Annotated in this window: 20 protein-coding genes and 1 pseudogene; 12 read left to right on the forward strand and 9 right to left on the reverse strand. The window is 67.9% G+C overall.

Translation table 11 applies throughout. The features are described from left to right. Positions 1-140: 140 nt before the first annotated feature. The 5 genes from T333_RS00850 to T333_RS00870 form a co-directional block, all read right to left on the reverse strand. The gene (locus T333_RS00850) at positions 141-1,532 is read right to left on the reverse strand and encodes an IS1380 family transposase (protein WP_496423424.1); all 1,392 of its coding nucleotides are present in this window, start codon (positions 1,530-1,532) and stop codon (positions 141-143) included. A 131-nt stretch (positions 1,533-1,663) separates the two neighbouring features. After that, a protein-coding gene (locus T333_RS00855) for an IS5 family transposase (RefSeq protein WP_496423425.1) occupies positions 1,664-2,481 on the reverse strand; the annotation gives its coding sequence in 2 pieces (ribosomal slippage) (positions 1,664-2,125 and positions 2,128-2,481; 816 coding nt in all). Positions 2,482-2,681: 200 nt separating this feature from the next. Beyond that, the gene (locus tag T333_RS00860) at positions 2,682-3,353 is read right to left on the reverse strand and encodes a hypothetical protein (RefSeq protein WP_496423426.1); all 672 of its coding nucleotides are present in this window, start codon (positions 3,351-3,353) and stop codon (positions 2,682-2,684) included. A 62-nt stretch (positions 3,354-3,415) separates the two neighbouring features. After that, positions 3,416-5,107, reverse strand: coding sequence for a hypothetical protein (locus T333_RS00865; RefSeq protein WP_355001504.1), 1,692 nt, complete (start codon positions 5,105-5,107; stop codon positions 3,416-3,418). 677 nt (positions 5,108-5,784) lie between these two features. Continuing rightward, a complete protein-coding gene (locus T333_RS00870; protein WP_357247393.1) occupies positions 5,785-6,564 on the reverse strand; it encodes an alpha/beta fold hydrolase in 780 nt (259 codons plus the stop codon). A 59-nt stretch (positions 6,565-6,623) separates the two neighbouring features. Between T333_RS00870 and T333_RS00875 the strand changes: the two genes are divergently transcribed. Beyond that, the gene (locus T333_RS00875) at positions 6,624-8,390 is read left to right on the forward strand and encodes a GNAT family N-acetyltransferase (protein WP_357247396.1); all 1,767 of its coding nucleotides are present in this window, start codon (positions 6,624-6,626) and stop codon (positions 8,388-8,390) included. A 3-nt stretch (positions 8,391-8,393) separates the two neighbouring features. Here the strand turns inward: T333_RS00875 and T333_RS00880 are convergent. The 3 genes and pseudogenes from T333_RS00880 to T333_RS00890 all read right to left on the reverse strand — a co-directional run. Then, positions 8,394-8,686, reverse strand: a pseudogene (locus tag T333_RS00880) (integrase core domain-containing protein); the annotation flags it as partial. 291 nt (positions 8,687-8,977) lie between these two features. Then, positions 8,978-9,136, reverse strand: coding sequence for a phosphotriesterase family protein (locus T333_RS00885; protein ID WP_496423427.1), 159 nt, complete (start codon positions 9,134-9,136; stop codon positions 8,978-8,980). Beyond that, a complete protein-coding gene (locus T333_RS00890) occupies positions 9,133-10,644 on the reverse strand; it encodes an AMP-binding protein (protein WP_496423428.1) in 1,512 nt (503 codons plus the stop codon). Before T333_RS00890 ends, T333_RS00885 begins: the two co-directional genes overlap by 4 nt. Positions 10,645-11,191: 547 nt before the next feature. On the opposite strand from T333_RS00890, the gene T333_RS00895 reads away from it, so the two are divergent. The 3 genes from T333_RS00895 to T333_RS00905 all read left to right on the forward strand — a co-directional run bounded on the left by T333_RS00895 (position 11,192) and on the right by T333_RS00905 (position 13,510). Beyond that, complete coding sequence (locus T333_RS00895) at positions 11,192-11,830, forward strand: TetR/AcrR family transcriptional regulator (RefSeq protein ID WP_355001494.1); 639 nt, start codon at positions 11,192-11,194, stop codon at positions 11,828-11,830. Positions 11,831-12,011: 181 nt separating this feature from the next. Then, entirely contained in the window at positions 12,012-12,830 is an 819-nt protein-coding gene (locus T333_RS00900; RefSeq protein WP_496423429.1) for an SDR family oxidoreductase, read from the forward strand. Continuing rightward, positions 12,830-13,510: a TetR/AcrR family transcriptional regulator gene (locus T333_RS00905; protein WP_496423430.1), complete on the forward strand. Its 681-nt coding sequence runs from the start codon at positions 12,830-12,832 to the stop codon at positions 13,508-13,510. The genes T333_RS00900 and T333_RS00905 overlap by 1 nt, the downstream gene beginning before the upstream one ends. A 7-nt stretch (positions 13,511-13,517) precedes the next feature. Here T333_RS00905 and T333_RS00910 read toward each other — a convergent pair whose 3' ends face one another. Further along, the gene (locus tag T333_RS00910; protein WP_355001491.1) at positions 13,518-14,279 is read right to left on the reverse strand and encodes a crotonase/enoyl-CoA hydratase family protein; all 762 of its coding nucleotides are present in this window, start codon (positions 14,277-14,279) and stop codon (positions 13,518-13,520) included. A gap of 279 nt (positions 14,280-14,558) precedes the next feature. Between T333_RS00910 and T333_RS00915 the strand changes: the two genes are divergently transcribed. From T333_RS00915 to T333_RS00950, 8 genes are read left to right on the forward strand one after another with little or no spacing between them, the layout of a single operon-like run. Beyond that, the gene (locus T333_RS00915) at positions 14,559-15,776 is read left to right on the forward strand and encodes an acetyl-CoA C-acetyltransferase (protein ID WP_355001490.1); all 1,218 of its coding nucleotides are present in this window, start codon (positions 14,559-14,561) and stop codon (positions 15,774-15,776) included. A gap of 29 nt (positions 15,777-15,805) precedes the next feature. Further along, complete coding sequence (locus T333_RS00920; protein ID WP_355001489.1) at positions 15,806-16,558, forward strand: SDR family oxidoreductase; 753 nt, start codon at positions 15,806-15,808, stop codon at positions 16,556-16,558. Positions 16,559-16,568: 10 nt separating this feature from the next. Beyond that, positions 16,569-17,552, forward strand: coding sequence for an NADPH:quinone oxidoreductase family protein (locus tag T333_RS00925; RefSeq protein WP_496423450.1), 984 nt, complete (start codon positions 16,569-16,571; stop codon positions 17,550-17,552). Positions 17,553-17,580: 28 nt separating this feature from the next. Continuing rightward, positions 17,581-18,342 carry a 3-oxoacyl-ACP reductase FabG gene (fabG, locus tag T333_RS00930; protein WP_355001488.1) on the forward strand — a complete coding sequence of 254 codons (762 nt, stop codon included), beginning with the start codon at positions 17,581-17,583 and terminating at the stop codon, positions 18,340-18,342. Between the two features lie 19 nt (positions 18,343-18,361). Next, positions 18,362-18,814, forward strand: coding sequence for a MaoC family dehydratase (locus tag T333_RS00935; protein ID WP_355001487.1), 453 nt, complete (start codon positions 18,362-18,364; stop codon positions 18,812-18,814). Next, positions 18,814-19,851: a phosphotransferase family protein gene (locus T333_RS00940; protein WP_496423431.1), complete on the forward strand. Its 1,038-nt coding sequence runs from the start codon at positions 18,814-18,816 to the stop codon at positions 19,849-19,851. Before T333_RS00935 ends, T333_RS00940 begins: the two co-directional genes overlap by 1 nt. Next, positions 19,848-21,035, forward strand: a complete 1,188-nt coding sequence (locus tag T333_RS00945) for an acyl-CoA dehydrogenase family protein (RefSeq protein ID WP_355001485.1) — start codon at positions 19,848-19,850, stop codon at positions 21,033-21,035. The genes T333_RS00940 and T333_RS00945 overlap by 4 nt, the downstream gene beginning before the upstream one ends. Further along, positions 21,032-22,141 carry an acyl-CoA dehydrogenase family protein gene (locus T333_RS00950; protein ID WP_496423432.1) on the forward strand — a complete coding sequence of 370 codons (1,110 nt, stop codon included), beginning with the start codon at positions 21,032-21,034 and terminating at the stop codon, positions 22,139-22,141. Before T333_RS00945 ends, T333_RS00950 begins: the two co-directional genes overlap by 4 nt. Positions 22,142-22,144: the final 3 nt, after the last annotated feature.

Raw genomic sequence — 22,144 nt, forward strand, 5'->3', positions numbered from 1 at the left:
AGCCTCGATCCACCGACGGGTCTCGGGGATGGTCCGCGCGCCCGCGGCGCGCGGACCATCGGGTCTCGGGCGTGAGGTAGCCGCTGGTCTGCCCAGCTTTTCCACTGTTTTTCCTGGTTGTAGGGATGGCTTGCGTGCGATCAGCAGGTCGAGAGTGTAGTGGTGGTGGCGTGCCACAACTGCTGCCAGGCAGCGACCCAGGGCCAGTGAGTGGGTAGGTGCAGCACAGGTTTTCGCTGCGGGCGAGCGAAACGAGCGGGAACGGCGATGATCTTGCGTCGCAGCGTGGTGCCGCGGGCTCTGCCCAGACTCGGGTCGGCGAGCGTGCCGGCGGCGCGCAGCAGATTGTGTGCGATCGCCGCGCACAACACCCAGGCGGAATTCGCGCCGAAACGACCCGACGGCATGTGAGCGAGCGGGCCGTCGATCAAATCCGCGAACACGGTCTCGATGACGGCGTGGCGGCGGTGGGTGATATCGGCGTCGACGGTGGGTTCGGCGGAGTCGGTGAAGAACGGGTGATATCGCCAGACCGGGAACAGTTCGTCCTGGCGGGCGGCGTCGCGGACGCGGCGCACGATCAGCCGGGCGGTGACCGCGTCGGGTTTGGAAGCGAAAGCGGTATAACCGATTTCGGCGACCTCGGCGTCGGAGATCCACTCCCCGGTGTCGGGATCGCGGACCGCGCCCGGATATTTCACCGGAGTCCACGCATCCTCGCCGATCGCCGCGATCGCTCGCTGCACGGCACGGTTCTTCGTGAGTACCAGCGAGAACCGAACACCGGCGCGTCGGCACGCACCGACCACCGCGCGGGTGCCGTAGGCCGAATCGCCACGGACCAGGATCTCGCCGGTGACTCCGGCCGCCCGCGCGGTGGCGACGGCCTGGGCGACCATCCGGCCGGCGCCCTTGCCCGAGCCGGTTCTTCCGGCACGTAACCGCATCCCGGCGATCACCGGCGCCGCGAGATCGGTACTGATCGTGGTAGCCAGCGGCGAAAGTCCTTTCCGGAGAATGCGTTTGCCTGCGATCTTGGTGTGACCGTAGGAGGCACCCTGCTTGGCATACCCGTACACCGGGCGCAGCAGCGAGTCGATATCGACGAATGCCCGCACCCCGGCACCCGGCAGCAACTCCACCCGATCACACAACCGGGCCAGATGCGTTCGCAGCACCGCCTCGAGCTGGCGAGCGTGCCCGAAGGTGAACTCCCGCAACAAAGTTCCGATCGTCGACGGCGCATACACCCGATCGAACACAGTGGCCATGCCGCCGCTGCGCAGCACGCCGACATCGTCGATGCTGTCCGCCCCAGAACACATCCCCGCGATCAGCGTGGCCAGCTTCGGCGCCGGATTCGCCGACCCGGACTCGATCCGCGGTGCGGTGATCATCACGTTCTCCGCCAGCGCCTCTACCAGCCCGGTTCGCTCCGCCAGCCGCATCACCGGCACCAGCCCGGCCAACGCCACGAGATTGTCATCGTCGAACACCGCAGACTCCGCGGCGAACCTATGAGAAACTTGCACTCGAAGTGCCCTTCTGAACTGCACGATTGTTGCCTAGACAACAGCAATCATCCCAGCTCGAAGGGCACTTTCTCATTCAAACAACACCGACGGGCGCAAGCCCGTCGGTGGATCGAGGCTAAGAGCGTGTCTCACGTGGCTGGTTTCGCGAGCTTCTTGTAGCAGGTCAGTGTCGCGGCGAGGGTGAGGAAGGCGAGGAAGTGTGTGGCCTTGCGGTCGTAGCGGATGTTGAGGCGGTGGTAGCCGGTCAGCCAGGAAATCGTGCGCTCGATCACCCACCGGTGACGGCCGAGGCGCTGGGAGGATTCGACGCCTTTGCGGGCGATGCGGACGCCGATTCCGCGGTTTCGCACCCATTGCCGCAGTTCGGCGGTGTCGTATGCCTTGTCGGAGTGCAGCTTGCCGGGTTTGCGTCGGCGCGGACCGCGCCGCGATCGGATGGCAGGAGTCGCTTTGACCAGCGGGCGCAGCGCTTCGACGTCGTTGGTGTTGGCGGCCGAGATGCCCACCGACAGCGGGATTCCCGCGCGGTCGGACAGGACGTGGATCTTCGAGCCGGGCTTGCCGCGATCGACCGGGCTCGGACCGGTTAAAGGTCCCCCTTTTTCGCCCGGACACTCGCCGCGTCGATCACCGCACGCGACCAGTCGATCAAGCCTGCGCCACCCAGCTCATCCAGGACAGCGTTGTGCAGACGCCGCCACAGCCCGGCTTCGGTCCACACGCTGAACCGGCGATGCGCCGTCGGCACGGTGACCCCGAACGAGGGCGGCAGCATCCGCCACGCACAGCCGCTGGTCAGCACGAACACCACCGCGGTGAACACCGCGCGCTCATCAACCGGGGCCGTGCCACCACCCTGCGGACGCGCAGTGAACTCCGGAAGCAACGGCTCCACCAGGGTCCACAACTCGTCCGGGACGAGACGCTTCGACAACTCATCGATCACGTGTCGAACATCATGCAGCACAGCCCATTCCAGCACAACGTGAACGAATCACAACCACGTAAGACACGGTCTAAGACCGTGCCTCATGTCGCAGTGATCGCCTGCTCGAAACCGCGGGCCATCGTCATTCCCATGTCGGATGTGCCGTGCCGGGGCGCAAAACCTGGCACCGGACGGATCAACATCGCGGAGTACCACCGCTATCGGCCGATGACCAGCAGTTTCTTATGTCGCAGCATGTTGGCGTATCGGTCGATTCGCCCTCCGGACACAGACAGTACGCCAACCTGCGGTTGCGGGTTGGCGTACGCCGTGACTTCCTCGGTTTCGTGGTTGTAGTTCAGTTTGAGTCCGAGTTCCCGATATACCTCCAGTTTGTCGCCGGGGTCGGCGGCGCGCAGGATCGCCAACAGTCCGCCCAGGGCGTCGACCAGTTGACGGATTTCATCGCGGCTCATGCGTTGGGGTGGGCGGGTGTTATGTGTGGTTGCGGTGAGTTGAGCGAGCAGGGCCGCTCGCTCGCGGTAGATATCGCTGCTCCACGCGGCAACCATCGCGGGGTCTGCCCCGGCTTCCAGGGCGGCGCGGTGTTTGGCGAGTTTGCGGTCGCATTCGGTGATCGATTGTTGCAGCAGGTTCGGCGTCGCCATCGCGTCGGGTTGGGCGGCTTCGAGTTGGGTGAGTGTGTGTTCGACTCGTTCGGGTTCGAATATCTCCGCGAGCCAGGTGTCGACGGGGTCGGTGAGTATGTCTTCCTTCAGGAAGATGTTGAGGGGGTGTTCGAGGTGGTTGTCGAGGGCGTATTCGCGGGATAGCGGCATCGATAGACGGCTGCGCCGTGAAACCAGTTGCCTTGCATCTTCCGTCCGCACGTGTCGTGGGTGATGGGGCCCTTGTATGCGTAGGGGTGGGTGCGACGTACTGCCGCGTCGTGCTAGTCCTCGTCGGGAAGTTCGGGTACCGCCGATCTCGGTTGTGACAGTACGGTTTCTACCGCAACGGCGACGAAACCGCCGCCGATGGCGACTATTCGGTTGGTCGATCGGCTCCAGTAAAGGGCCGAGTAACTGGATTTGTCGCCGAACATTTCTGGGGGGAGGGGGATGTGGGTACGGTCGTTCGGGAAGTAGAGGGCGCCGACGTTGCCTTCGTCGTTGCTGCCGAATTTGAGGAGGAGGCTGTCGTCCGGTCCCGGGCGGACGTCCATGACGTTGGCCCAGGCTTCGGCGTGCCGGATTGGTGTGCCGCCTCGATGGATCTCGTGCAGGTCGCGGCCGGACTGGTAGAAAAATCCGTCGGTGCCCGCGGGCGCCGAGGTGAAGCCGACGAAGGAGCGTTGTGCGGCCATCTCGAAGGTGCGCACGCAGCCGGTGCCTGCGGGGTCGAGTTCGTAGCCGTTGCCGTCCCAGATCAGGACGGTGCTACCGTCAGCCAGTCGCGCGGCCCCGGTGACCGGGCGGGCGGCGTCGCCGAGTGAACTCTTCACCACGGTGCCCGGTGTGATGCCCGGAATCTGTTCCCAGGCACCGGATTCCGTGAGCCACAGCGGGCCGGGCAGCGGGTCGCCGAGTTGCATGCCGCCGAATCTCAGCAGGTGACTCTTCACCTCGTGCAACACGACGGGGCGCGTGCCGAGGAAGTAGCACTCGTGGGAGTAGAGGTCGGCCCCGTCCGGTCCCTTGGCCGGTAGCACCCGCGGTGCATCCGTGTCACCGTCCACCAGGATCGGCGCGAACACGCGCGGGCGTGCCTTGGTGTCGACGGTGGAGTACGCCAGCCATCCGCCCTCGGAGGCCCGTGCGGCCGCGACCCAGAATTCGTTGCGCTGCAACGCCAATCGCGGCGGCCACGACTCGAGGTCCCACAGTTCCACCTGTGGTGACTTGCCGTCGCTGTGCGACATCAGGAAGCCGTCGACAATGTCGTCGAGCACACTCGCGATGCGCGATGCCGGTGCTGTCTCCACCGCTGCGACAGCCGTGCCGTCGTTGCCGAGGTACTGCGCCCACATCAGTTCCGGATCGCCGGGGAACTCACCCGCCGCGGGCACCGCGAGATCCGTTGCCTCCCAGTATCCGAGCTTGCGATCCACCGCCGCGCGCAGCGTCGCCACGATCCCTCGGTAGTTCCGCTGGGCACCCTTGGGCAACGGCGCGAGCTGCTCCTGCACCCAGGCCAGCACCTCGGCGACATATTCGGCGGGCACATAGAGCCCCGTCGTATAGTTCCCGCCGAACCAGCCCGAGGAGAACCATCCCCGTACCTGCGGATGCGCCGCGACCACATCGGCGAACAGCGCGTCCGGCGCGTACTCGACTTTCGGCTCGAACACCGCGTCCGGAAACACCCGTCCCGCTTCGAATGCCAGGCTCAGCGCCAGCCCCCGCTCGTAGCGGTACGGCAGCATCGAGGCGCTGAACATGACCGCTGCCACCGACACGGCCTCCGCCGCCGCGTGCCCATCCGTCCCGAGCAGCAGCTCGCGTACCTGCCGCCACACGTCCGCCGCTTTCGGATGCACTCGATCCAATGCGGTCGGCTCGGTCGAACTCCCGAGCAAGCGGGGCACGAACTGCTCCCTGATCGCGTCCTCGTCCACCAGGTGCAACGTGCAGTCGTATCCCATACGCCCTCCATCTCGTCCGCCGCGCCCCCACATGCAACCACGGCGGTACCCGAGCACCCAGAATTGGTGGCAGTAGCGGGCTCAAAGCGGACTGTTGACACAGTTCACCATGACCGTCGTGGGGACGACATTGAACGAGAAGATCACCGAGCCTCTGGGCTTCGAGAAGGGCTAGGCCCCGACCGAACGGGAATGGGCAATGCGGGTAACGGCAGCCCTTCGAAGACGGTGTTGACCGAGGCGACCGGGCAGGTGCAGATCGAGGTGCCCAGGGGGCGTTCGCGGACGAGTCGTGCCGGGTCAGCCGCCGATCGAGCGGATCCGCAGTTGCCATCAGGCCGCTGACCGCCCAGCTTCTGCTTTGCTGGCCAGCCTGAGTCGGGTGGTCAATCCCGCGAGAAGGGTCTCCGCGTCACCGTGTATCGGGGGCGCAGCCGCGACCACTTCTCCTCCCATTCGTCGAGCTGTGAGGTCGAGAACATTTCATCGAAGTGCGAAGGCATAACGTAGACGCGATTTCGGTGCGCTGGCCGACGCCAGTCGAAGTACCGGAAGCTGAGCCGGCCGCCGCTGAGGACGTGGTGCAGAACCAGTGCGTTGTGGACCTCATCCTTCTTGTGACGACGAATCCCTGGGTCGGGCGGTTGGCCCCAGAACGAATCGCTAGGGCGTCGTGCCTACCCGTGTCGTGCTACGTCCTCGCACAGGATGCTCGGCCAGCGTGCGAGATCGGCCGGTGTGTGCGCCACCTCCAGTGTGGCCGTCGGCAGCAGGTCCACCAGCGCCTCGGCGGTCGACACCGGATGGGCGGGGTCGTCGATCCAGGCCAACACCGTGGTCGGCACCTCGATCGCGGCGATTGCCTCGGGGGCGGGCAGGTCGCTCATCGCTGCCCCGCGGAACAGTGAGGGCAGTAGGTGCTCGGCGACATCCGGCACGGTTTCCGGCGTTCCGACGGTGGCCGGCGGGCGAGGAACGGTGAGATCGGCACCGAGGAAGGCGTCGAGTCCCTGTTCCTCGATCAAGCGAGCATTCTTCCGGTAGATCTCGGCCTTCGCGGCGCGGGTGCGCCAGGCGGTCGCGGGCACCAGCAGGGTGAGACCGGCGAATCGGGCAGGATCGCGGACAGCGGCATGCAGCAGTGTCCCGGTGCCCATCGAAGGACCGACACCGTGCACCTGTTCACCCGGGAACCAGTGGTCGAGCAGTTTCAGCAGGTCATCGGCCAGGACCGGCCACCGATAGTCCTCGGGGACGGTACGGCCCGTCGAGTGGCCGTGGCCGCGCGCGTCGTACCGCAGCAGTCGGGTTCCGCTGAGTCCGCGGCCGAGATCGAGGTCCATCAGACGGTCGCGGTGGCGGCTGGAGGTGAGGCCGTGGAGTTGGACGACGGGGTGGCCGCCCTCGTCGCTCAGTTCCACGGCGAGGTCGGCGCCGGGAACACGGAAGGTCGGCACGGCGGCTCCAGGGTGCTGGTGAGACGGCGATCGCTCGGGAAGGAGCCTAGGATACCGTCATGCGGCTGACCAACGTCGCGCACTTGCGCCTGCCGTTCGGCCGCCTGCTGGGCTTCGACGTCATTGCGGGTCGGGTGGGCCGGTCACTTCCCGTGTCCTTCGACCAGCGGCGCCACGTCGGCGCCGGCGACCGAGCGGGATCCTGGATGGCGTTGTCCTTCAGGCTCTCCGCGCCGGTACCGCCCGACGAGCTCGCGACCTGCTGGCTGGCGGTGATCGAGCGGCACGGCACGCTGCGGTCGGTCTTCGTGCCGGGCGAGGACGGCGAGCCTCGGTTGCACGAGGTCGATATCCGCCCCGGCGGCTGGGTCGAGCATGTGATCGCTCCGGGGCAGGCGGTCAACGATGCGCTCCGCGCCGTGCTCGACCGTGCTTGTTCACCATACGGTCGTCCGTCGTACCGGCTCTGCGTGCTCGAGACCGCGGTAGGGCCGACCGTGGTGGTCGCCGCCGACCATGCGCATGTCGACATGTGGTCGATGCTGGTGATCGCGCGCGACCTGCTCACCGCGCTGGCCGCGGTGCAGAAGGGTCGTGCACCGTCGTTGCCGCCAGCACCCGCCTTCGCGGAGCACACCCGCGCACTGCGGGACCTCCCGCCGGCACCCGACGAGGTGCACCGCCGCTGGGCGGAGGTGCTGGCGGGCAGCGGCGATGTGATGCCACGGTTCCCGCTGCCGCTGGGTGAGGCGACGTTGCAGGAGGAGCGCGTGGAGGTGCGCGATGTCCTCGACGTCGACGACAGCGCCGCGTTCTCGGCGCAGGCCCGCGACGACGGCGTCTCGACCTTGGCGCTGGTGGTGGGGGCGATGACCGAGGTGACTCACGAGTTGGCCGGCACCGCACTGCGGGCCGTGTTTCCGGTGCACAGTCGGTACGACACCACCTGGCACGACTCGGTGGGGTGGTTCATCACCAACTCGGTGCTCGAGTCGGCCGACCCCGATCCCCGTGCCAGCGCGGAGGCGGTGAAGGAGGCCGTCCGGATGGGGTCCTGGCCACTGGAGGAAATCCTGCGTCCGTGGGGCGGGATGCCCGAGGCGCCGGGGATGTTCGCGATTTCGTGGCTGGACCTGCGTCGGCTGCCGGTGCGAATCGACGCGACCGGATTGGAGGCGCAGTACGTCGGCGCGACGATTCGGACCGACGGCGTGATGCTCTGGTTCATCCTCGACGAGGCGGGTCTGCACCTGCGCTGCCGGTATCCGGACACTCCCGAAGCCCGGCGGCACGTCGGCGCCTGGCTGGACACGCTGATCGCCCGACTGCAGTCACGGGCACGGGCTTCGGTCGGTGGTCGGCTCCGACTCGGCGACCGGATCTATCGTGTGCAGCGGGCGGGGCGTGCCGACGTGCCAGCGTTGGTCGCGCTGCTCTCCGACGACGAGATCGGCCGTACCCGCGAAGGTTTCGAAATTGCCCGCTACGAGGAGGCATACGACGCCGTCACCAGGGACCCGTCGCACTATCTGGCCGTGGTCCGGGACGAGGGCGACCGGATCGTCGGCACCATGCAGCTCACCATCATCCCGGGGCTGTCCCGCGGCGGCGCCACCCGCCTCCAGATCGAGGGAGTCCGGGTCGCTGCCTCGGAACGCTCTCACGGCATCGGAACCGCGATGCTCGAGTGGGCACACGACCACGGCAGGCACCGAGGTGCGACGCTCGCGCAGGTCACCACAGACCGTGTCCGCGAGCGGGCTCACGCCTTTTATGCGCGGCTCGGGTACGACAACAGTCACGTCGGGCTGAAGCGGGCGCTCTGACCGATAGTAGGTGGCTTCCATCTCGGCGGGTGGCATGTCGCCGCAGTGCTGGTATAGCCAGCGGTGGTCGAACCGGTCGACCCATTCCGCGGTGGCCAGCTCGACCTGGTCGACAATGCGCCACGGCGCCCGACGCTTGATCAGTTCGGTCTCGAACAGGCCGTTGATCGTCTCGGCGAGGGCGTTGTCGTAGGACGAGGCGACCGCCCCGACGAGGGGTGGATCCCGGCTTCGGCAAGGCGTTCGGTGAAGGCGATGGACATGTATTGCGACCCGTTATCATGATGGTGGGCAACATCTTTCACGTCCCAGCCTGTCTCCTGTGGGTCCAGATCGCATGCTCGATAACGTCGAGCATCAGCGAGGTGGTCATCGACGTGGCGGTGTAGCGGGACAGAGCCGCTGAGCGCGTCAAGGTTCGGGTCGGTCGGTATCGGGTCGATCGTCCTCCGCGTGGCCGGTGCTGCGTGGACAGGGTGGTGGTTCCGCCGCACCGGGTGCGGTGGTTCGCGCGGCCGCGGCGGTACGAAGGCCGACGTATCCGGCTGCGCCGTGGCGCGCCGACCACCCGGAGCAGGCCGCGCCGCTCATTTCTCGAAGTAACGATGCGTATTGCGGACCAGGATCGCGTCGATGTCGTCGTCGGTGAGCCCCTTCGCCAGCAGCGCGGGGATGACGTCCTCGCTGATGGGGCGATTCCACTTGGGCGCCATCTGGGTTTTCGCGTCATGCGGGACGAGTGTCATCGGGAGGCTTTCTCCGGCGCGGCGGTGAACACGCTGACATCGAGCGCGCGCTTGAGAATCTTGCCGGTGGCGCCCTTGGGCAGCTGGTCGACGAAGGCGAAGCGGTGCGGGACCTTGTAGGCGGACAGGCGTTCCTTCGCCCAGGTTCGCAGCTCCTCCGGATCGAGTCGCGTTCCCGCCGCGGCGGCGACGACAGCACCGACCTCCTCGCCGTAGTGGTCGTCCGGGATGCCGATGACCGCGACTTCCACGATCTCGGGGTGCTCGTAGAGCACCTCCTCGACCTCACGCGGATAGACGTTGTATCCGCCGCGAATGATCAGGTCCTTGGCACGGTCGACGATATAGACGTAACCGTCGGCGTCGACGCGCCCCAGGTCGCCGGTCTTCAACCACCCACCGGACAGTTCGGCGGCGGTGGCATCGGGGCGGTTCCAATACCCCTTCATGACACTGGGCCCGCGCAGGAAGAGCTCACCGACGGTGTCCGCGGGCAGCACGTTGCCTTCCGGATCGCGCACTTCGATCGAGGTCCCCGGCAGCGCGGTTCCCACCGATCCGACCCGCTGCTCACGATCGAGCGCGTTGTAGGTCGCGGCGCCACTGGATTCGGTGAGTCCGTAGCCCTCCAGAATGGCGCAGCCGAACCGATTCGAGAAGGCGCGGATGACCTCGGCGGGCAGCGACGCCCCACCGGAGGCGGCCAGGCGCAGGCTGGCGAAGTCGTCCGGTCCGTAGTCACCGTCGGTGTGCAGCATGGCGTTCCACATCGTCGGCACGCCGGACACCACGGTGAGTCGGTGGTCTCTGATCATCTCGATCATCGCCTGCGGATGGAAGGGTGACACCATCGAGAACGAGCATCCCGCGTGCAGCGCCGTGATCAGGCACACCGCTTGGCCGTAGACGTGGAACAGAGGCAACCCGGTGCCGAACCGTTCGTCCGGTGTGAGTCGCAGCTGGTCGATGAAGATTCGCGCGGTCTCGATCAGGTTGGAGACTGTGAGCTCGACGCCCTTCGGCTTGCCCGTGGTGCCCGAGGTGTACAGCAGGATCGCGGTGTCGTCGGGGTCGCGCCGGACCGGTTCGGCGACCACCCGCGTCGGCTCGGTGAACGCGCCGGGTTCGAGCACGAGCAAGGGAATGTCGCGCTCGGCCGCCGCCTGCCGTGCCGCGGCCTGCGCTCCGTGCCAGGCGATGGCGAGCCGGGCGCCGGAATCGTCCAGCACATAGCCGATTTCGGGCGCGGTGGCCATGGTGTTCACCGGAATGGCGACGGCCCCGACGAGGTGGGCCCCGAGGTAGGCGACGACGAACTCCGGGACGGTCGGCGCAACGAGCAGCATGCGGTCGCCGGCTGCCACGCCGGAATCGGTGAGAAGGCCACCGAAGGCGGCGCTGCGATGGGCGAGGTCGAGATAGGTGATGCGCTGGTCCCCGATGCGCAGCGCGATGGCGTCGGGGCGCTCGGAGGCGTGCTGCCAGAAACGGTCGGCGACATTGGTCATGGCACATCCAGACAGGTAGAGACCGGCTATGGAAAGGGGTGTGACGGGGGTCACGTCCGAAGCCACCCTAACTGAATTTGGCGTCAACTTCAATCACGGAAGCGAGGGGAACGCGGGCGATGGTGCCGGAAACGCGCGGGCAAATCTCTATTGGACTTGACGCCGAATTCAATCAGATTCCAGCCAGCCGATATGTTGGCCGTCGCACACCGCACCCTCCGGCGGCGCAGGCAGGCTACGCCGAGCTGGGGGTGGCGATTCGAACAACGCCTACCAGCACATACTCAACGCCCCGAATCAGGTACTCGCACGGGGTGTACTGATCGCGATCGTGGTCATGGCCACTCATCGGATCGGCGACGAAGTTCGAGATCGCCTGTCCGGGCCGGGCTCGGCCCCGGCGGCCGAACAGTCCAGGCGCAGATCCGAATAGCGCTGGTACGGGCCTACTTCGCGCGCATTCCGCAGGTGCGTCCCACGCTGCCGGGGCGGTGCTAACGTGAACACGTCAACCATCCCTTCGACCGACAGTGAGTGGCCAGCGTTGGTGTCCGAGCCCGTTGCGAGTGAGACCGAGCCTCGGAAAGGCGTACCGCGCACCAAGCGCGGCGAGCGCACGCGCACCGCGTTGATCGCCGCGGCGCGCGAGGTATTCGAGCGCGACGGGTATCTCGACGCCAAGATCTCCGACATCTCCAAGGCCGCCGGGACGGCATCGGGGTCGTTCTACACCTACTTCGACAGCAAGGAAGAGATCTTCGCCGCTGTGGTCGAACAGGTGCAGGAAGAGATGCTGCACCCGCACGTCCGCGAGCGCACGGGCGTCACCGACCCGCGCGACCTCATCGAGGCGGCCAACCGGGAGTATCTCCGCTCGTACAAGCGCAATGCGCGCCTGATGGCGGTGTTCGAGGAAGTCGCCCTGATCAACGAGGACTTCCGCAGGCTGCGCATCGAACGCGGCAAGGCCTTCGCGCAGCGCAACGCGAAGATGATCAGCGAGCTACAGGAATCCGGCCGGGCCAGCGCGGACCTCGACCCGATGATCACCGCGCACGCCTTGTCGGTGATGGTCAGCCGGATGGCCTACATGGCCTTCGTCCAGAATCAGCGCATCCCGTTCGAGAAGCTCGTCACCACTCTCACGCAGCTGTGGGTCAACGCGCTGCGGCTCGACGCGGACTGATCCGCGCTCTGCGAACTCCGCTTTGCCGGGTGATGCCCGGGCCGTGTGCCAGCTCCTTTCTGTCGTCGGCCACCCTTGCCCAAACTTGAATTTGACGTAGGATTCAAGTTTATTGGATGCTCGGCCCGGCGTGGCCGACGGGTGATCGCGCGCGCCAGGGGAATCCCGGAAGGAGATGTTCGTGAAGGTCGCTGGAAGAACGGCAATTGTCACCGGTGGCGGCGGCGGGATCGGCGGCGCGATCGCGCGGCTGTTGGTGCGCGAGGGTGCGCGGGTCGTGGTCGCCGATCTGGACGCCGGCGCGGCCGAGTCCCTCGTTCGGTCCATCACGCAAGACGCCCCCGGCGCCGCGGTGGCGGTCGGGGCGGATGTGTCCGACCCGGCGCAGATCAGCGGGTTGATCGCCCGCGCGGAGGACGAGTTCGGGCCGGTCGACCTGTACTTCGCGAACGCGGGCGTCGTCGGACCGGTCGGACTGGGCGACGACGCGGGCTGGGACACCGCGATCGATGTGAACGTCAACGCGCACGTGCGGGCCGCCCAGCTGCTGGTCCCCGGCTGGCTCGAACGCGGTGAAGGGTATTTCGTGAGCACCGCCTCGGCGGCGGGCCTGCTGACCCAGATCGGCTCGGCCGCGTACGCGGTGACCAAGCACGCGGCCGTCGGGTTCGCCGAGTGGCTATCGGTCACCTACGGCGACAACGGAATTCGGGTCAGCTGCTTGTGCCCGATGGGTGTCGAGACGAAGCTGCTGCGCGCGGGCGCCGAGTCCGGAGACGCGCTCGGCGCGGCGGCGACCAGGGCGGTCACCACCGCGGGTGCGGTGCTGAGCCCGGACGAGGTCGCGACGGTGGTGCTGGAGGCCGTCGACGCCGAGCGCTTCCTGATCCTGCCGCACCCCGAGGTGCTCGAGATGTACCGCGGCAAAGGGGCGGATTACGACAGGTGGCTGGGCGGCATGCGCCGCTACCAGGCCGCCCTCTTGCAGACGGCGGAGTGATGACCAGAACGACCTTGGACGACGTCGCGGCGGAGGGCATCCCCTCGCTCGCCGATACCTCGGTCCTGCGCGACCCGCCGAGCACGGCGCGCGGTGCGCGAACGCGCGCGGCGCTGGTCGCCGCGGCTCGCACGGTGTTCGAACGCGACGGTTATCTCGAGGCCCGGCTGTCCGACATCGCCGCGGAAGCGAAGTGCTCGACCGGGTCCTTCTACACCTATTTCGCGGGCAAGGAGGAGATCCTGCAAGCGGTGCTCGACCTCGCCCAGGACGAGATGCTGCACCCCGGCCTGCCCCGGCTGGAGCCGGACGAGGCCTCACCCGCCGCGGTCATCGAGGCGAGCAACCGGGCCTACTTCGAGACGTACAAACGCAACGCGAAGCTGATGGCCATCCTCGATCAGGTGGCGGCCATCGATCCGAAGTTCCGTGCGGTTCGCCGGCGGCGCAGCCGCGCCTTCTGGGAGCGCAACGCCCGCTCGATCGCGCAGCTGCAGGAGCGCGGGCTGGCCGATCCTGAGCTCGATCCGCACCAGGCGGCGCGAGCGCTGTCGGGCATGGTGGGCCGGATGGCGTACTACGCGTTCGTCCTGGGGGAGGAGGCGAGCATCGACGAGCTGGTACGCACCGCTACCCGGTTGTGGGTGAACGCGGCGCGCATCGGAGCCGCGGCCGGCTGAGCGCGGATCAGGCGCCGCGCCAGACAGGCGGGCGCTTGTCGGCGAACGCGCGCGCTCCTTCGAGCGCGTCCGCCGAGGTGTTGACGGTGCGGACGATATCCAGCTGGGCTCGGAACGCGTCCGCGTCGGTGTATCGAATGGCTTGGGAGAGAACTTGTTTCGTCCCGCGAATGGCGAGCGGTCCGTTCTCGGCGATGCGGGCGGCCAGCGCCTCGGCCGTCCGGATGGCCTGTCCGGGTTCGGTGATCGCGTTGACGAGGCCGAACTGGTGCGCGCGGACCGCGCCGAGGGTGTCACCGGTCAGGGCGATCTCCATCGCCAGCTGATAGGGGAGCGTCTTCGGCAGCCTCAGGACGCCGCCGCCTGCCGCGATCAGGCCTCGTTTCACCTCGGGAAGACCGAACTTGGCGTCGGTGGCCGCGACGATGAGGTCGCACGCGAGCGCGAGCTCGAAGCCGCCCGCCAGTGCCCAGCCCTCCACGGCGGCGATGAGCGGTTTCGCCGGCGGTCGCTCGGTGAGGCCGCCGAATCCGCGTCCCGGCAAGACCGGATGCTCGCCGTCGGCGAAGGCTTTCAGGTCCATCCCGGCGCTGAACGTGCCGCCTGCGCCGGTAAGAATGCCGACCGCGACGTCGGGCCGGGCTTCGAATTCGTCGATCGCGTCCGCCAGTGCCTGGGCGACCGCGCGGTTCACCGCGTTGCGCGCTTCGGGGCGGTTGATCGTGATGGTGGCAATGCCGTCGGCGAATTCGGTCAGTACGACGCTCACCGCTGACTCCTCTCGGGGGTCTTTCGTGGCTGCCGCGGCGCGGCTCGGCCGGGTGAGGCCCACCGCCCGCGTGGTCGGCCGTGTCGCGGTGACGCTAGCGAAATCTGAATTCGAGTTCAACATCGGGTCCGTTTTCGCGATATGACCTGGTCTTTCACCCCTTTCGTGAGGCAAGTCACAGGAGTTTTCCGGGGTGATCGGTATTGACGGGGCGGCAGCCGTCCCGCAAGGTGGCGGTGGAAAGTAAGCGCTTAGTAAGTTCCGCAGAAAGGTTGGGCCATGCCCGAAGCCGTCATCGTTTCCATCGCCCGGTCGCCGATCGGGCGGGCCGCCAAGGGCTCGCTGAAGGACATCAGGCCCGACGACCTGGCCGCTCAGATCGTGCGGGCGGCGCTGGCGAAGGTCCCCGAGCTGGATCCGTCCGCGATCGACGACCTGATGCTCGGCTGCGGCCAGCCCGCGGGCGAGTCCGGCTTCAACCTGGGCCGGATCGTCGCGGTGCTCGCCGGCCTCGACGGGGTGCCTGGCACCACGGTCAACCGCTACTGCTCGTCGAGCCTGCAGACGACCCGCATGGCGCTGCACGCGATTCGCGCGGGCGAGGGCGACGTGTTCGTCTCGGCCGGTGTCGAGACCGTCAGCCGCTACGGTAAGGGAAGCGCGGACGGCCTGCCCGGCACCCAGAACCCGCTGTTCGACGACGCTGTCGAGCGAACCGCGAAACTCGCTGCGGGAGGCCAGGAGTGGGCCGATCCCCGGCTCGACGGCCTGCTGCCGGACGTCTACATCGCGATGGGCCAGACCGCCGAGAACGTGGCGCAGTCCGAGGGCGTCACCCGCGAGGAGCAGGACGCCTTCGGCGTGCGCAGCCAGAATCTGGCCGAGATCGCCCTCGTCAAGGGCTTCTGGCAGCGCGACATCACGCCGATCACCCTGCCGGATGGCACCGTCGTTTCCGCCGACGACGGCCCGCGCGCCGGAGTCACGCTCGACAAGGTCGCCGCGCTGCAACCGGTGTTCCGGCCCGACGGGACGGTCACCGCGGGCAATTGCTGCCCGCTCAACGACGGCGCCGCGGCCATCGTCATCATGTCGGACACGAAGGCCGCCGAACTCGGGCTGACGCCGCTGGCGCGGATCGTCTCGACCGGCGTCAGCGCGCTGTCGCCGGAGATCATGGGACTCGGCCCGGTCGCGGCGTCCGAACAGGCGCTGGCCCGCGCCGGGATGACGATCGGCGACGTCGACCTGGTCGAGATCAACGAAGCCTTTGCGGCACAGGTCATTCCGTCCGCCAGAAGGCTCGGCGTCGACCTCGACAAGCTCAACATCAACGGCGGCGCGATCGCGGTGGGCCATCCCTTCGGGATGACCGGCGCGCGAATCACCAGCACGCTGATCAACTCGCTGCAATTCCACGACAAGCAGATCGGCCTGGAAACGATGTGCGTCGGCGGTGGCCAGGGCATGGCCATGGTGCTCGAACGACTGTCGTGACCGCGGACAACACTGGAAAGGACCGACCCTTGAACAGGTTCGAAGGAAAGACCGCCATCGTCACCGGCGCCAGCCGTGGCATCGGCCTCGGCATCGCCCAGCGTCTGGTCGACGAGGGCGCGAAGGTCGTCATCACCGCCCGCAACGAGAAGGCGCTCGACGAGGCCGTCGAGGCGCTGGGCGGTCCGGAGCGGGCGCTGGCCGTCGCCGGTCGCTCCGACGACGTCGCCCACCAGGCCGAAACCGTCGAGCGGGCGATCGAGGCCTTCGGCAGCGCGGATCTGCTCGTCAACAACACCGGAATCAACCCGGTCTTCGGTCCGATGGTGGAGCTGCCGCTCGAGGCCGCCCGCAAGATCGTCGAGGTCAACTGCTTGGCCGCTCTCTCGTGGGTGCAGCAGGCGTACCAGGCGTGGATGAAGGAGCACGGCGGCGCGATCGTGAACGTCTCCTCGGTCGCCGGATTGAAGCCGGCGCCCGGCATCGGCTTCTACGGCTCCAGCAAGGCGATGCTGACCCACATCACCCAGGAACTCGCCGTCGAACTCGGCCCGAACCTGCGCGTCAACGCGGTCGCGCCGGCCGTCGTGAAGACGAAGTTCGCCACCGCCCTGTACGAGGGCCGCGAGGACGAGGTCGCCGCGGCCTATCCGCTCAAGCGGCTCGGTGTGCCCGAGGACATCGGCAGCGTGGTCGCCTTCCTGCTCTCCGAGGACGCCGCCTGGCTCACCGGTCAACTACTCGTCGTCGACGGCGGCATCACCCTCACCGGCGGTGTCTGACGTGACGACGATGCAGGCGTGGCGCGTTCACGAACTCGGCGAGCCGGGCGCGGTGCTGCGGCTCGACACGGTGGAGCGACCCGATCCCGGTCCGAGCCAGGTGCTCGTCCGCGTCACCGGCGCCGCGGCGAACTTCCCCGACGTGCTGATGTGTCGCGGCCTCTACCAGGTTCGTCCGCCACTGCCGTTCACGCCGGGTGTCGAGGTGTGCGGTGAAGTGGTCGCCGTGGGATCCGACGTCTCGGGGATCGAGGTCGGCGATCGTGTGATCGGCGGAACCGCGCTGCCGCACGGCGGCTTCGCGGAATTCGCTCTGATGGACGCCGCGCAGACCTTTCCCGCGCCGCCCGCGCTGGACGACGCCGAAGCGGCCGCGCTGTACATCGGATACCAGACCGGATGGTTCGGGCTGCATCGCCGCGCCGACCTGAAAGCGGGGGAGACCCTGCTCGTGCACGCGGCGGCCGGTGGCGTCGGCAGCGCCGCCATCCAGCTCGGAAAGGCCGCGGGCGCCAGGGTGATCGGCGTCGTCGGCGGTCCGGAGAAGGCGGCATACGCCGCGAAGCTCGGCGCGGACGTGGTGATCGATCGCCGGACGCAGGATTTCGTCGAGGTCGTCAAAGAGGTGACGAACAACCGGGGCGCCGACGTCGTCTACGACCCGGTCGGCGGCGACGTCTACGCGCGGTCGACGAAGTGCATCGCCTTCGAAGGCCGGATCCTGGTGGTCGGCTTCGCCGGTGGCGAAATCCAAACGGCCGCACTGAATCACGCGCTGGTCAAGAACTATTCCGTCGTCGGCCTGCACTGGGGCCTGTACAACGCCTACGAACCGGCGGCGGTCGCCGAATGCCATCGGACGCTGACCCGGCTCGCCGCGGAGGGCGCGATCAGGCCGCTGGTCAGCGAACGGCTGGCGCTGGACGGCATCGCCGAGGGCGTACAGCGCCTCGCCGACGGCGAGACCGTGGGCCGCGTCGTCTACGCGCCCTGATCGAACACGCATCACAGAGGAGAACATCATGAGCAACCAGACTCCGCGGACCGCCGTCGTCACCGGCGCGGCGCGCGGTATCGGCGCGGCCGTCGCGCGACGGCTCGCCGCGGACGGCATGGCCGTCGCGGTCCTCGATCTGGACGAGGCCGCGGCCAAGCCCGTGGCCGACGAGATCGTGGCCGCGGGTGGCCGCGCGCTCGCCGTCGGCGCGGACGTGGCCGACGAAGCCGCGGTGACGGCGGCCGTCGATCGCGTCGTCGCCGAACTCGGCGCCCCGACGGTGCTCGTCAACAACGCGGGCATCCTCCGCGACAACCTGCTGTTCAAGATGACCGTCGACGATTGGGACGCCGTCATGGGCGTGCACCTGCGCGGCGCGTTCCTGTGCAGCCGCGCGGTGCAGCGCCACATGATCGAGCAGGGGTGGGGCCGGATCGTCAGCCTCTCCAGCACGTCGGCGCTCGGCAACCGCGGCCAAGCCAACTACGCCGCTGCCAAGGCCGGTCTCCAGGGCTTCACCAAGACTCTCGCACTCGAACTCGGCAAGTTCGGTGTCACCGCCAACGCTGTTGCGCCAGGATTCATCGAGACGGACATGACCGCGGCCACGGCCGAACGCATGGGCGTGTCCTTCGAGGATTTCAAGAAGGTGGTTATCGCGCAGATCCCGGTCGCTCGCGCTGGAACCCCCGACGACATCGCCCATACCGTGTCGTTCCTGGCCAGCGAGGGCGCGGGATTCGTGTCCGGCCAGGTCGTGTACGTGGCCGGCGGACCTCGGTGCTAGGACGGAAGGACAGCGACCGATGAAGGTATTCCAGGGCTTGGCCGACATGGAGAAGGCCATCGGAACTCACCTCGGATACAGCGACTGGCACACGGTGACCCAGGAGCAGATCGACCGCTTCGCCGATGCGACGGGCGATCATCAGTGGATCCACGTGGACCCGGTGAAAGCGGCGGCGGGACCGTTCGGTACGACCGTCGCCCACGGGTTCCTCACGCTGTCGCTGATTCCGATGCTGGCTCAGCAGATCTACACCGTCGAGGGACTGTCGATGGGCGTCAACTACGGCGCCAACAAGGTCAGGTTTCCCGCGCCCGTTCCCGTGGGGTCGCGGCTGCGCGCGGGCGCCGAGCTGATCTCGCTCGTGCCGGGGACACTGGGATACCAGGCCGTCACCCGCGTCACCGTCGAGATCGATGGGGCCGCCAAGCCCGCGTGCGTCGCCGAGACCGTAGCGGTGCTGGTGCCTTGATGACCGACCACAACGGCGCGGATCTGCCCGGCCTCGATGTCGATCGCCTGACGGCCTGGCTGGCCGAGGTGGAGCCGGGTCTGCTCACCGGGCCGCTCACGGGTCGCCTGATCGCCGGTGGCAGATCCAATCTGACCTACGAGATCAGTGACGGCAAATCCGCGTGGATCGTGCGGCGGCCGCCGCTCGGTCACGTGCTGGCGACCGCGCACGACATGTCCAGGGAATACCGGGTCATGACCGCGCTGGCCGACACCGACGTTCCCGTTCCCGCCACTTACGCGCTCTGCGAGGATCCCGATGTCCTCGGCGCGCCGTTCTATTTGATGGAGCGGGTGATCGGCACGCCCTACCGCTTGGCGGCCGAGCTCACGACGATCGGCGCGGACCGGACGCGAACCATTTCGACCGGAATGGTCGACGCACTGGCCGATCTGCACACCGTCGATCCGGCCGAAGTCGGGCTCGCGGATTTCGGACGCCCGAGCGGCTTCCTCGCACGGCAGGTACACCGCTGGAAGAAGCAATTGGACGCCTCCTACTCCCGGGACCTGCCCGACGCGGACGAGCTGTACGGCAAGCTCGCGGCCGAGCAGCCCCCGCAGTCTCCGGACGGCATAGTCCACGGCGACTACCGGCTCGACAACGTCCTGGTGGACTCCGAGGACCGGGTTGTCGCCGTAATCGATTGGGAGATGGCGACTTTGGGTGATCCGCTCACCGATGTGGCGCTCCTGCTGCTGTACCAGCGCCTCGGCGAGCTCGGTGTCCCCGGCGTCAGCGACGTGGCGTTCGCGCCCGGCTTCCTCACCGAGGCCGAAGTGCTCGACCGGTACGCCGAACGCAGCGGCCGCGACCTCGCGCACTTCGGCTTCTATCTCGGGCTGGCCGCCTTCAAACTGGCGGCGATCCTCGAAGGGATCCACTACCGCCATCTGCACGGGCAAACCGTCGGATCCGGCTTCGAGATCGTCGGATCCGGCGTCGAAACGCTGCTGCGCACCGGAATCGAAGCCCTCGAGGGGAACAACCGATGACCGACATTGTTCTAGACGACCTGCGTCAGCGCGTGCACGCGGTCCTCGCCGACAACGATCCGTCGACCACGGACGCGGTGACCTTCCATCGCGCCCGGTTCGACGCCGGACTGGCCTGGGTGTACTTCCCGGTCGGGCTGGGCGGACTCGGCCTCGACCGGGAAATGCAGCCCTTTGTGGACGGTCTGTTCGAGCAAGCGGGCGCCCCGGGCAACAACGCCGAACTCAACGGCATCGGCCTCGGCATGGCGGCTCCGACGATCCTCGCCTACGGCACACCGGAGCAGCAGCGGCGCTTCCTGCGTCCGCTGTGGGCGGGCGAAGAGATCTGGTGTCAGCTGTTCAGCGAGCCGGGCGCCGGTTCCGATCTGGCGGCGGTCGGTACAAGGGCGGTCCGGGACGGTGCGGACTGGATCGTCAACGGGCAGAAGGTGTGGACGTCGGTCGCGCACAAGGCGCAGCTGGCGATCCTGCTCGCTCGCACCGATCCGAGCCGCCCCAAGCATTCCGGCTTGACCTACTTCATCTGCGACATGACCGATCCGGGGGTCGAGGTGCGGCCGCTGCGTCAGATCACCGGTGAAGCGGAGTTCAACGAGGTTTTCCTCACCGACGTGCGGATCCCCGACACCCAGCGGCTCGGCAAGGAGGGCGAGGGCTGGCGCGTCGCCACCACGACCCTCAACAACGAACGGGTCTCCATCGGTGGGCGCGCCATGCCACGGGAAAGCGGTGTACTCGGCGTCGTCGCGCGCAGCTGGCGGGACAACCCCGGCAAGCACACCCCCGAACTGCACGACCGCCTGCTGCGACTCTGGGTCGAGGCCGAAGCAGCGCGCTTGGCCGCGACAAAGCTGCGCCAGCGAGTCGCCGGAGGACAGCCGGGCCCGGAAAGCTCCGCCCTCAAGCTCTCCTTCGCCCGATCCAACCAACAGCTGTCCGGTTTCGAATTGGAACTGCTCGGCGAGGACGGTCTCCGCTACGACGACTGGACTATGGTGCGGCCGGACCGGGTCGATTTCACCGGGCGCAGCGCCGGTTACCGGTTCCTTCGGGCCAAAGGCAATTCGATCGAAGGCGGAACCTCGGAGATCCTGCGCAACATCGTCGCCGAGCGGGTCTTGGGTCTGCCGGTCGAACCGCGCGCGGACAAGGACATCGCCTGGAAGGACCTCAGCCGATGAGCGACGACATCCTGCTGCTCGACACCGACACCGAGGCTTCGCTGCGGGACGCGGTGCGCGACCTGCTCGCCACCCACTGCGATCCGGCCGCGGTGGGCAGGGCCTACGAAGGCGACCGCGCGTTGACGCCCGGCCTGTGGAAGTCGCTCTCTCGCGATCTCGGACTCGCCGGGCTACTCGTCCCCGAGGACCGCGGCGGCGTGGGCGGTTCCGCCCGTGACGCGGCGGTCGTTCTCGAAGAGCTCGGCCGGTTCGTCGCGCCCGTCCCGTTCCTCACCAACAGCGTGATCGCCGCGACCATCCTGGTCGCCGGTGATTCCGACCTGATCGGGCAGCTGGCGGAGGGCGAGCGCACGGTGGCGCTGCTCGCGCCTTTCACCGCCGCCTCGGCGACGGATGTGCCCACTTTCGCCAAGGACCCGGACGGACGGTTGACCGGACGCGTCACGAGCGTCGCGGGCGTGCTCGACGCCGATGTGCTGCTGGCCGCGGTGCAGACCGGCGCGGGCACCGAGATTCACGCGATTCCGATGACAGCGGCGGCGGTCGCGCCGGTCGTCTCGCTCGACATGACGCGCCAGCTCGCCGACGTCACTCTCGAGTCCGTACCAGGGCGGGTCGTCGTCGACGCCGAGTCCGGAATCGCCGCGCTGCGGACCGGTCTGGACGCGGGCGCGGCGCTGCTGGCGTCGGAACAGGTCGGCGTCGCGTCCTGGTGCCTGGAAACCACGGTGGACTACCTCCAGGTGCGTCGGCAGTTCGGGCGCGTGGTCGGCGGATTCCAGGCGCTCAAGCACCGGCTCGCCGACCTCTACGTCGACATCGAGACCGCAAGCGCCGCGGCACGTTACGCCGCGGGCGCCCTCGCGGCCGGTGACCCCGACGCTGCTGTCGCTACCGCCGTCGCGGCCGCTTACTGCGCGGATATCGCGGTCCTGGCCGCCGAGGAAGCCGTCCAGCTGCACGGCGGTATCGGCATGACGTGGGAGTATCCGGCGCACCTCTACCTCAAGCGGGCGAAAGCCGACCAGATCGGGCTGGGCAGCCCAGGCCGTCACCGGTCGGTGCTCGCCGAACTCATCGATCTACGACTGGGAGAGGACTGAATC

It is taken from the genome of Nocardia sp. CNS-044 (assembly GCF_059570515.1).

Excerpts from the sequence above, each read along its gene's own strand:
- T333_RS00865 (WP_355001504.1), bottom strand. The coding sequence starts at position 5,107 with ATGGGATACGACTGCACGTTGCACCTGGTGGACGAGGACGCGATCAGG.
- T333_RS00875 (WP_357247396.1), top strand. The coding sequence starts at position 6,624 with ATGCGGCTGACCAACGTCGCGCACTTGCGCCTGCCGTTCGGCCGCCTG.
- T333_RS00885 (WP_496423427.1), bottom strand. The coding sequence starts at position 9,136 with ATGACACTCGTCCCGCATGACGCGAAAACCCAGATGGCGCCCAAGTGG.
- T333_RS00890 (WP_496423428.1), bottom strand. The coding sequence starts at position 10,644 with ATGACCAATGTCGCCGACCGTTTCTGGCAGCACGCCTCCGAGCGCCCC.
- T333_RS00905 (WP_496423430.1), top strand. The coding sequence starts at position 12,830 with ATGACCAGAACGACCTTGGACGACGTCGCGGCGGAGGGCATCCCCTCG.
- T333_RS00915 (WP_355001490.1), top strand. The coding sequence starts at position 14,559 with ATGCCCGAAGCCGTCATCGTTTCCATCGCCCGGTCGCCGATCGGGCGG.
- T333_RS00925 (WP_496423450.1), top strand. The coding sequence starts at position 16,569 with ATGCAGGCGTGGCGCGTTCACGAACTCGGCGAGCCGGGCGCGGTGCTG.
- fabG (WP_355001488.1), top strand. The coding sequence starts at position 17,581 with ATGAGCAACCAGACTCCGCGGACCGCCGTCGTCACCGGCGCGGCGCGC.
- T333_RS00935 (WP_355001487.1), top strand. The coding sequence starts at position 18,362 with ATGAAGGTATTCCAGGGCTTGGCCGACATGGAGAAGGCCATCGGAACT.
- T333_RS00940 (WP_496423431.1), top strand. The coding sequence starts at position 18,814 with ATGACCGACCACAACGGCGCGGATCTGCCCGGCCTCGATGTCGATCGC.
- T333_RS00945 (WP_355001485.1), top strand. The coding sequence starts at position 19,848 with ATGACCGACATTGTTCTAGACGACCTGCGTCAGCGCGTGCACGCGGTC.
- T333_RS00950 (WP_496423432.1), top strand. The coding sequence starts at position 21,032 with ATGAGCGACGACATCCTGCTGCTCGACACCGACACCGAGGCTTCGCTG.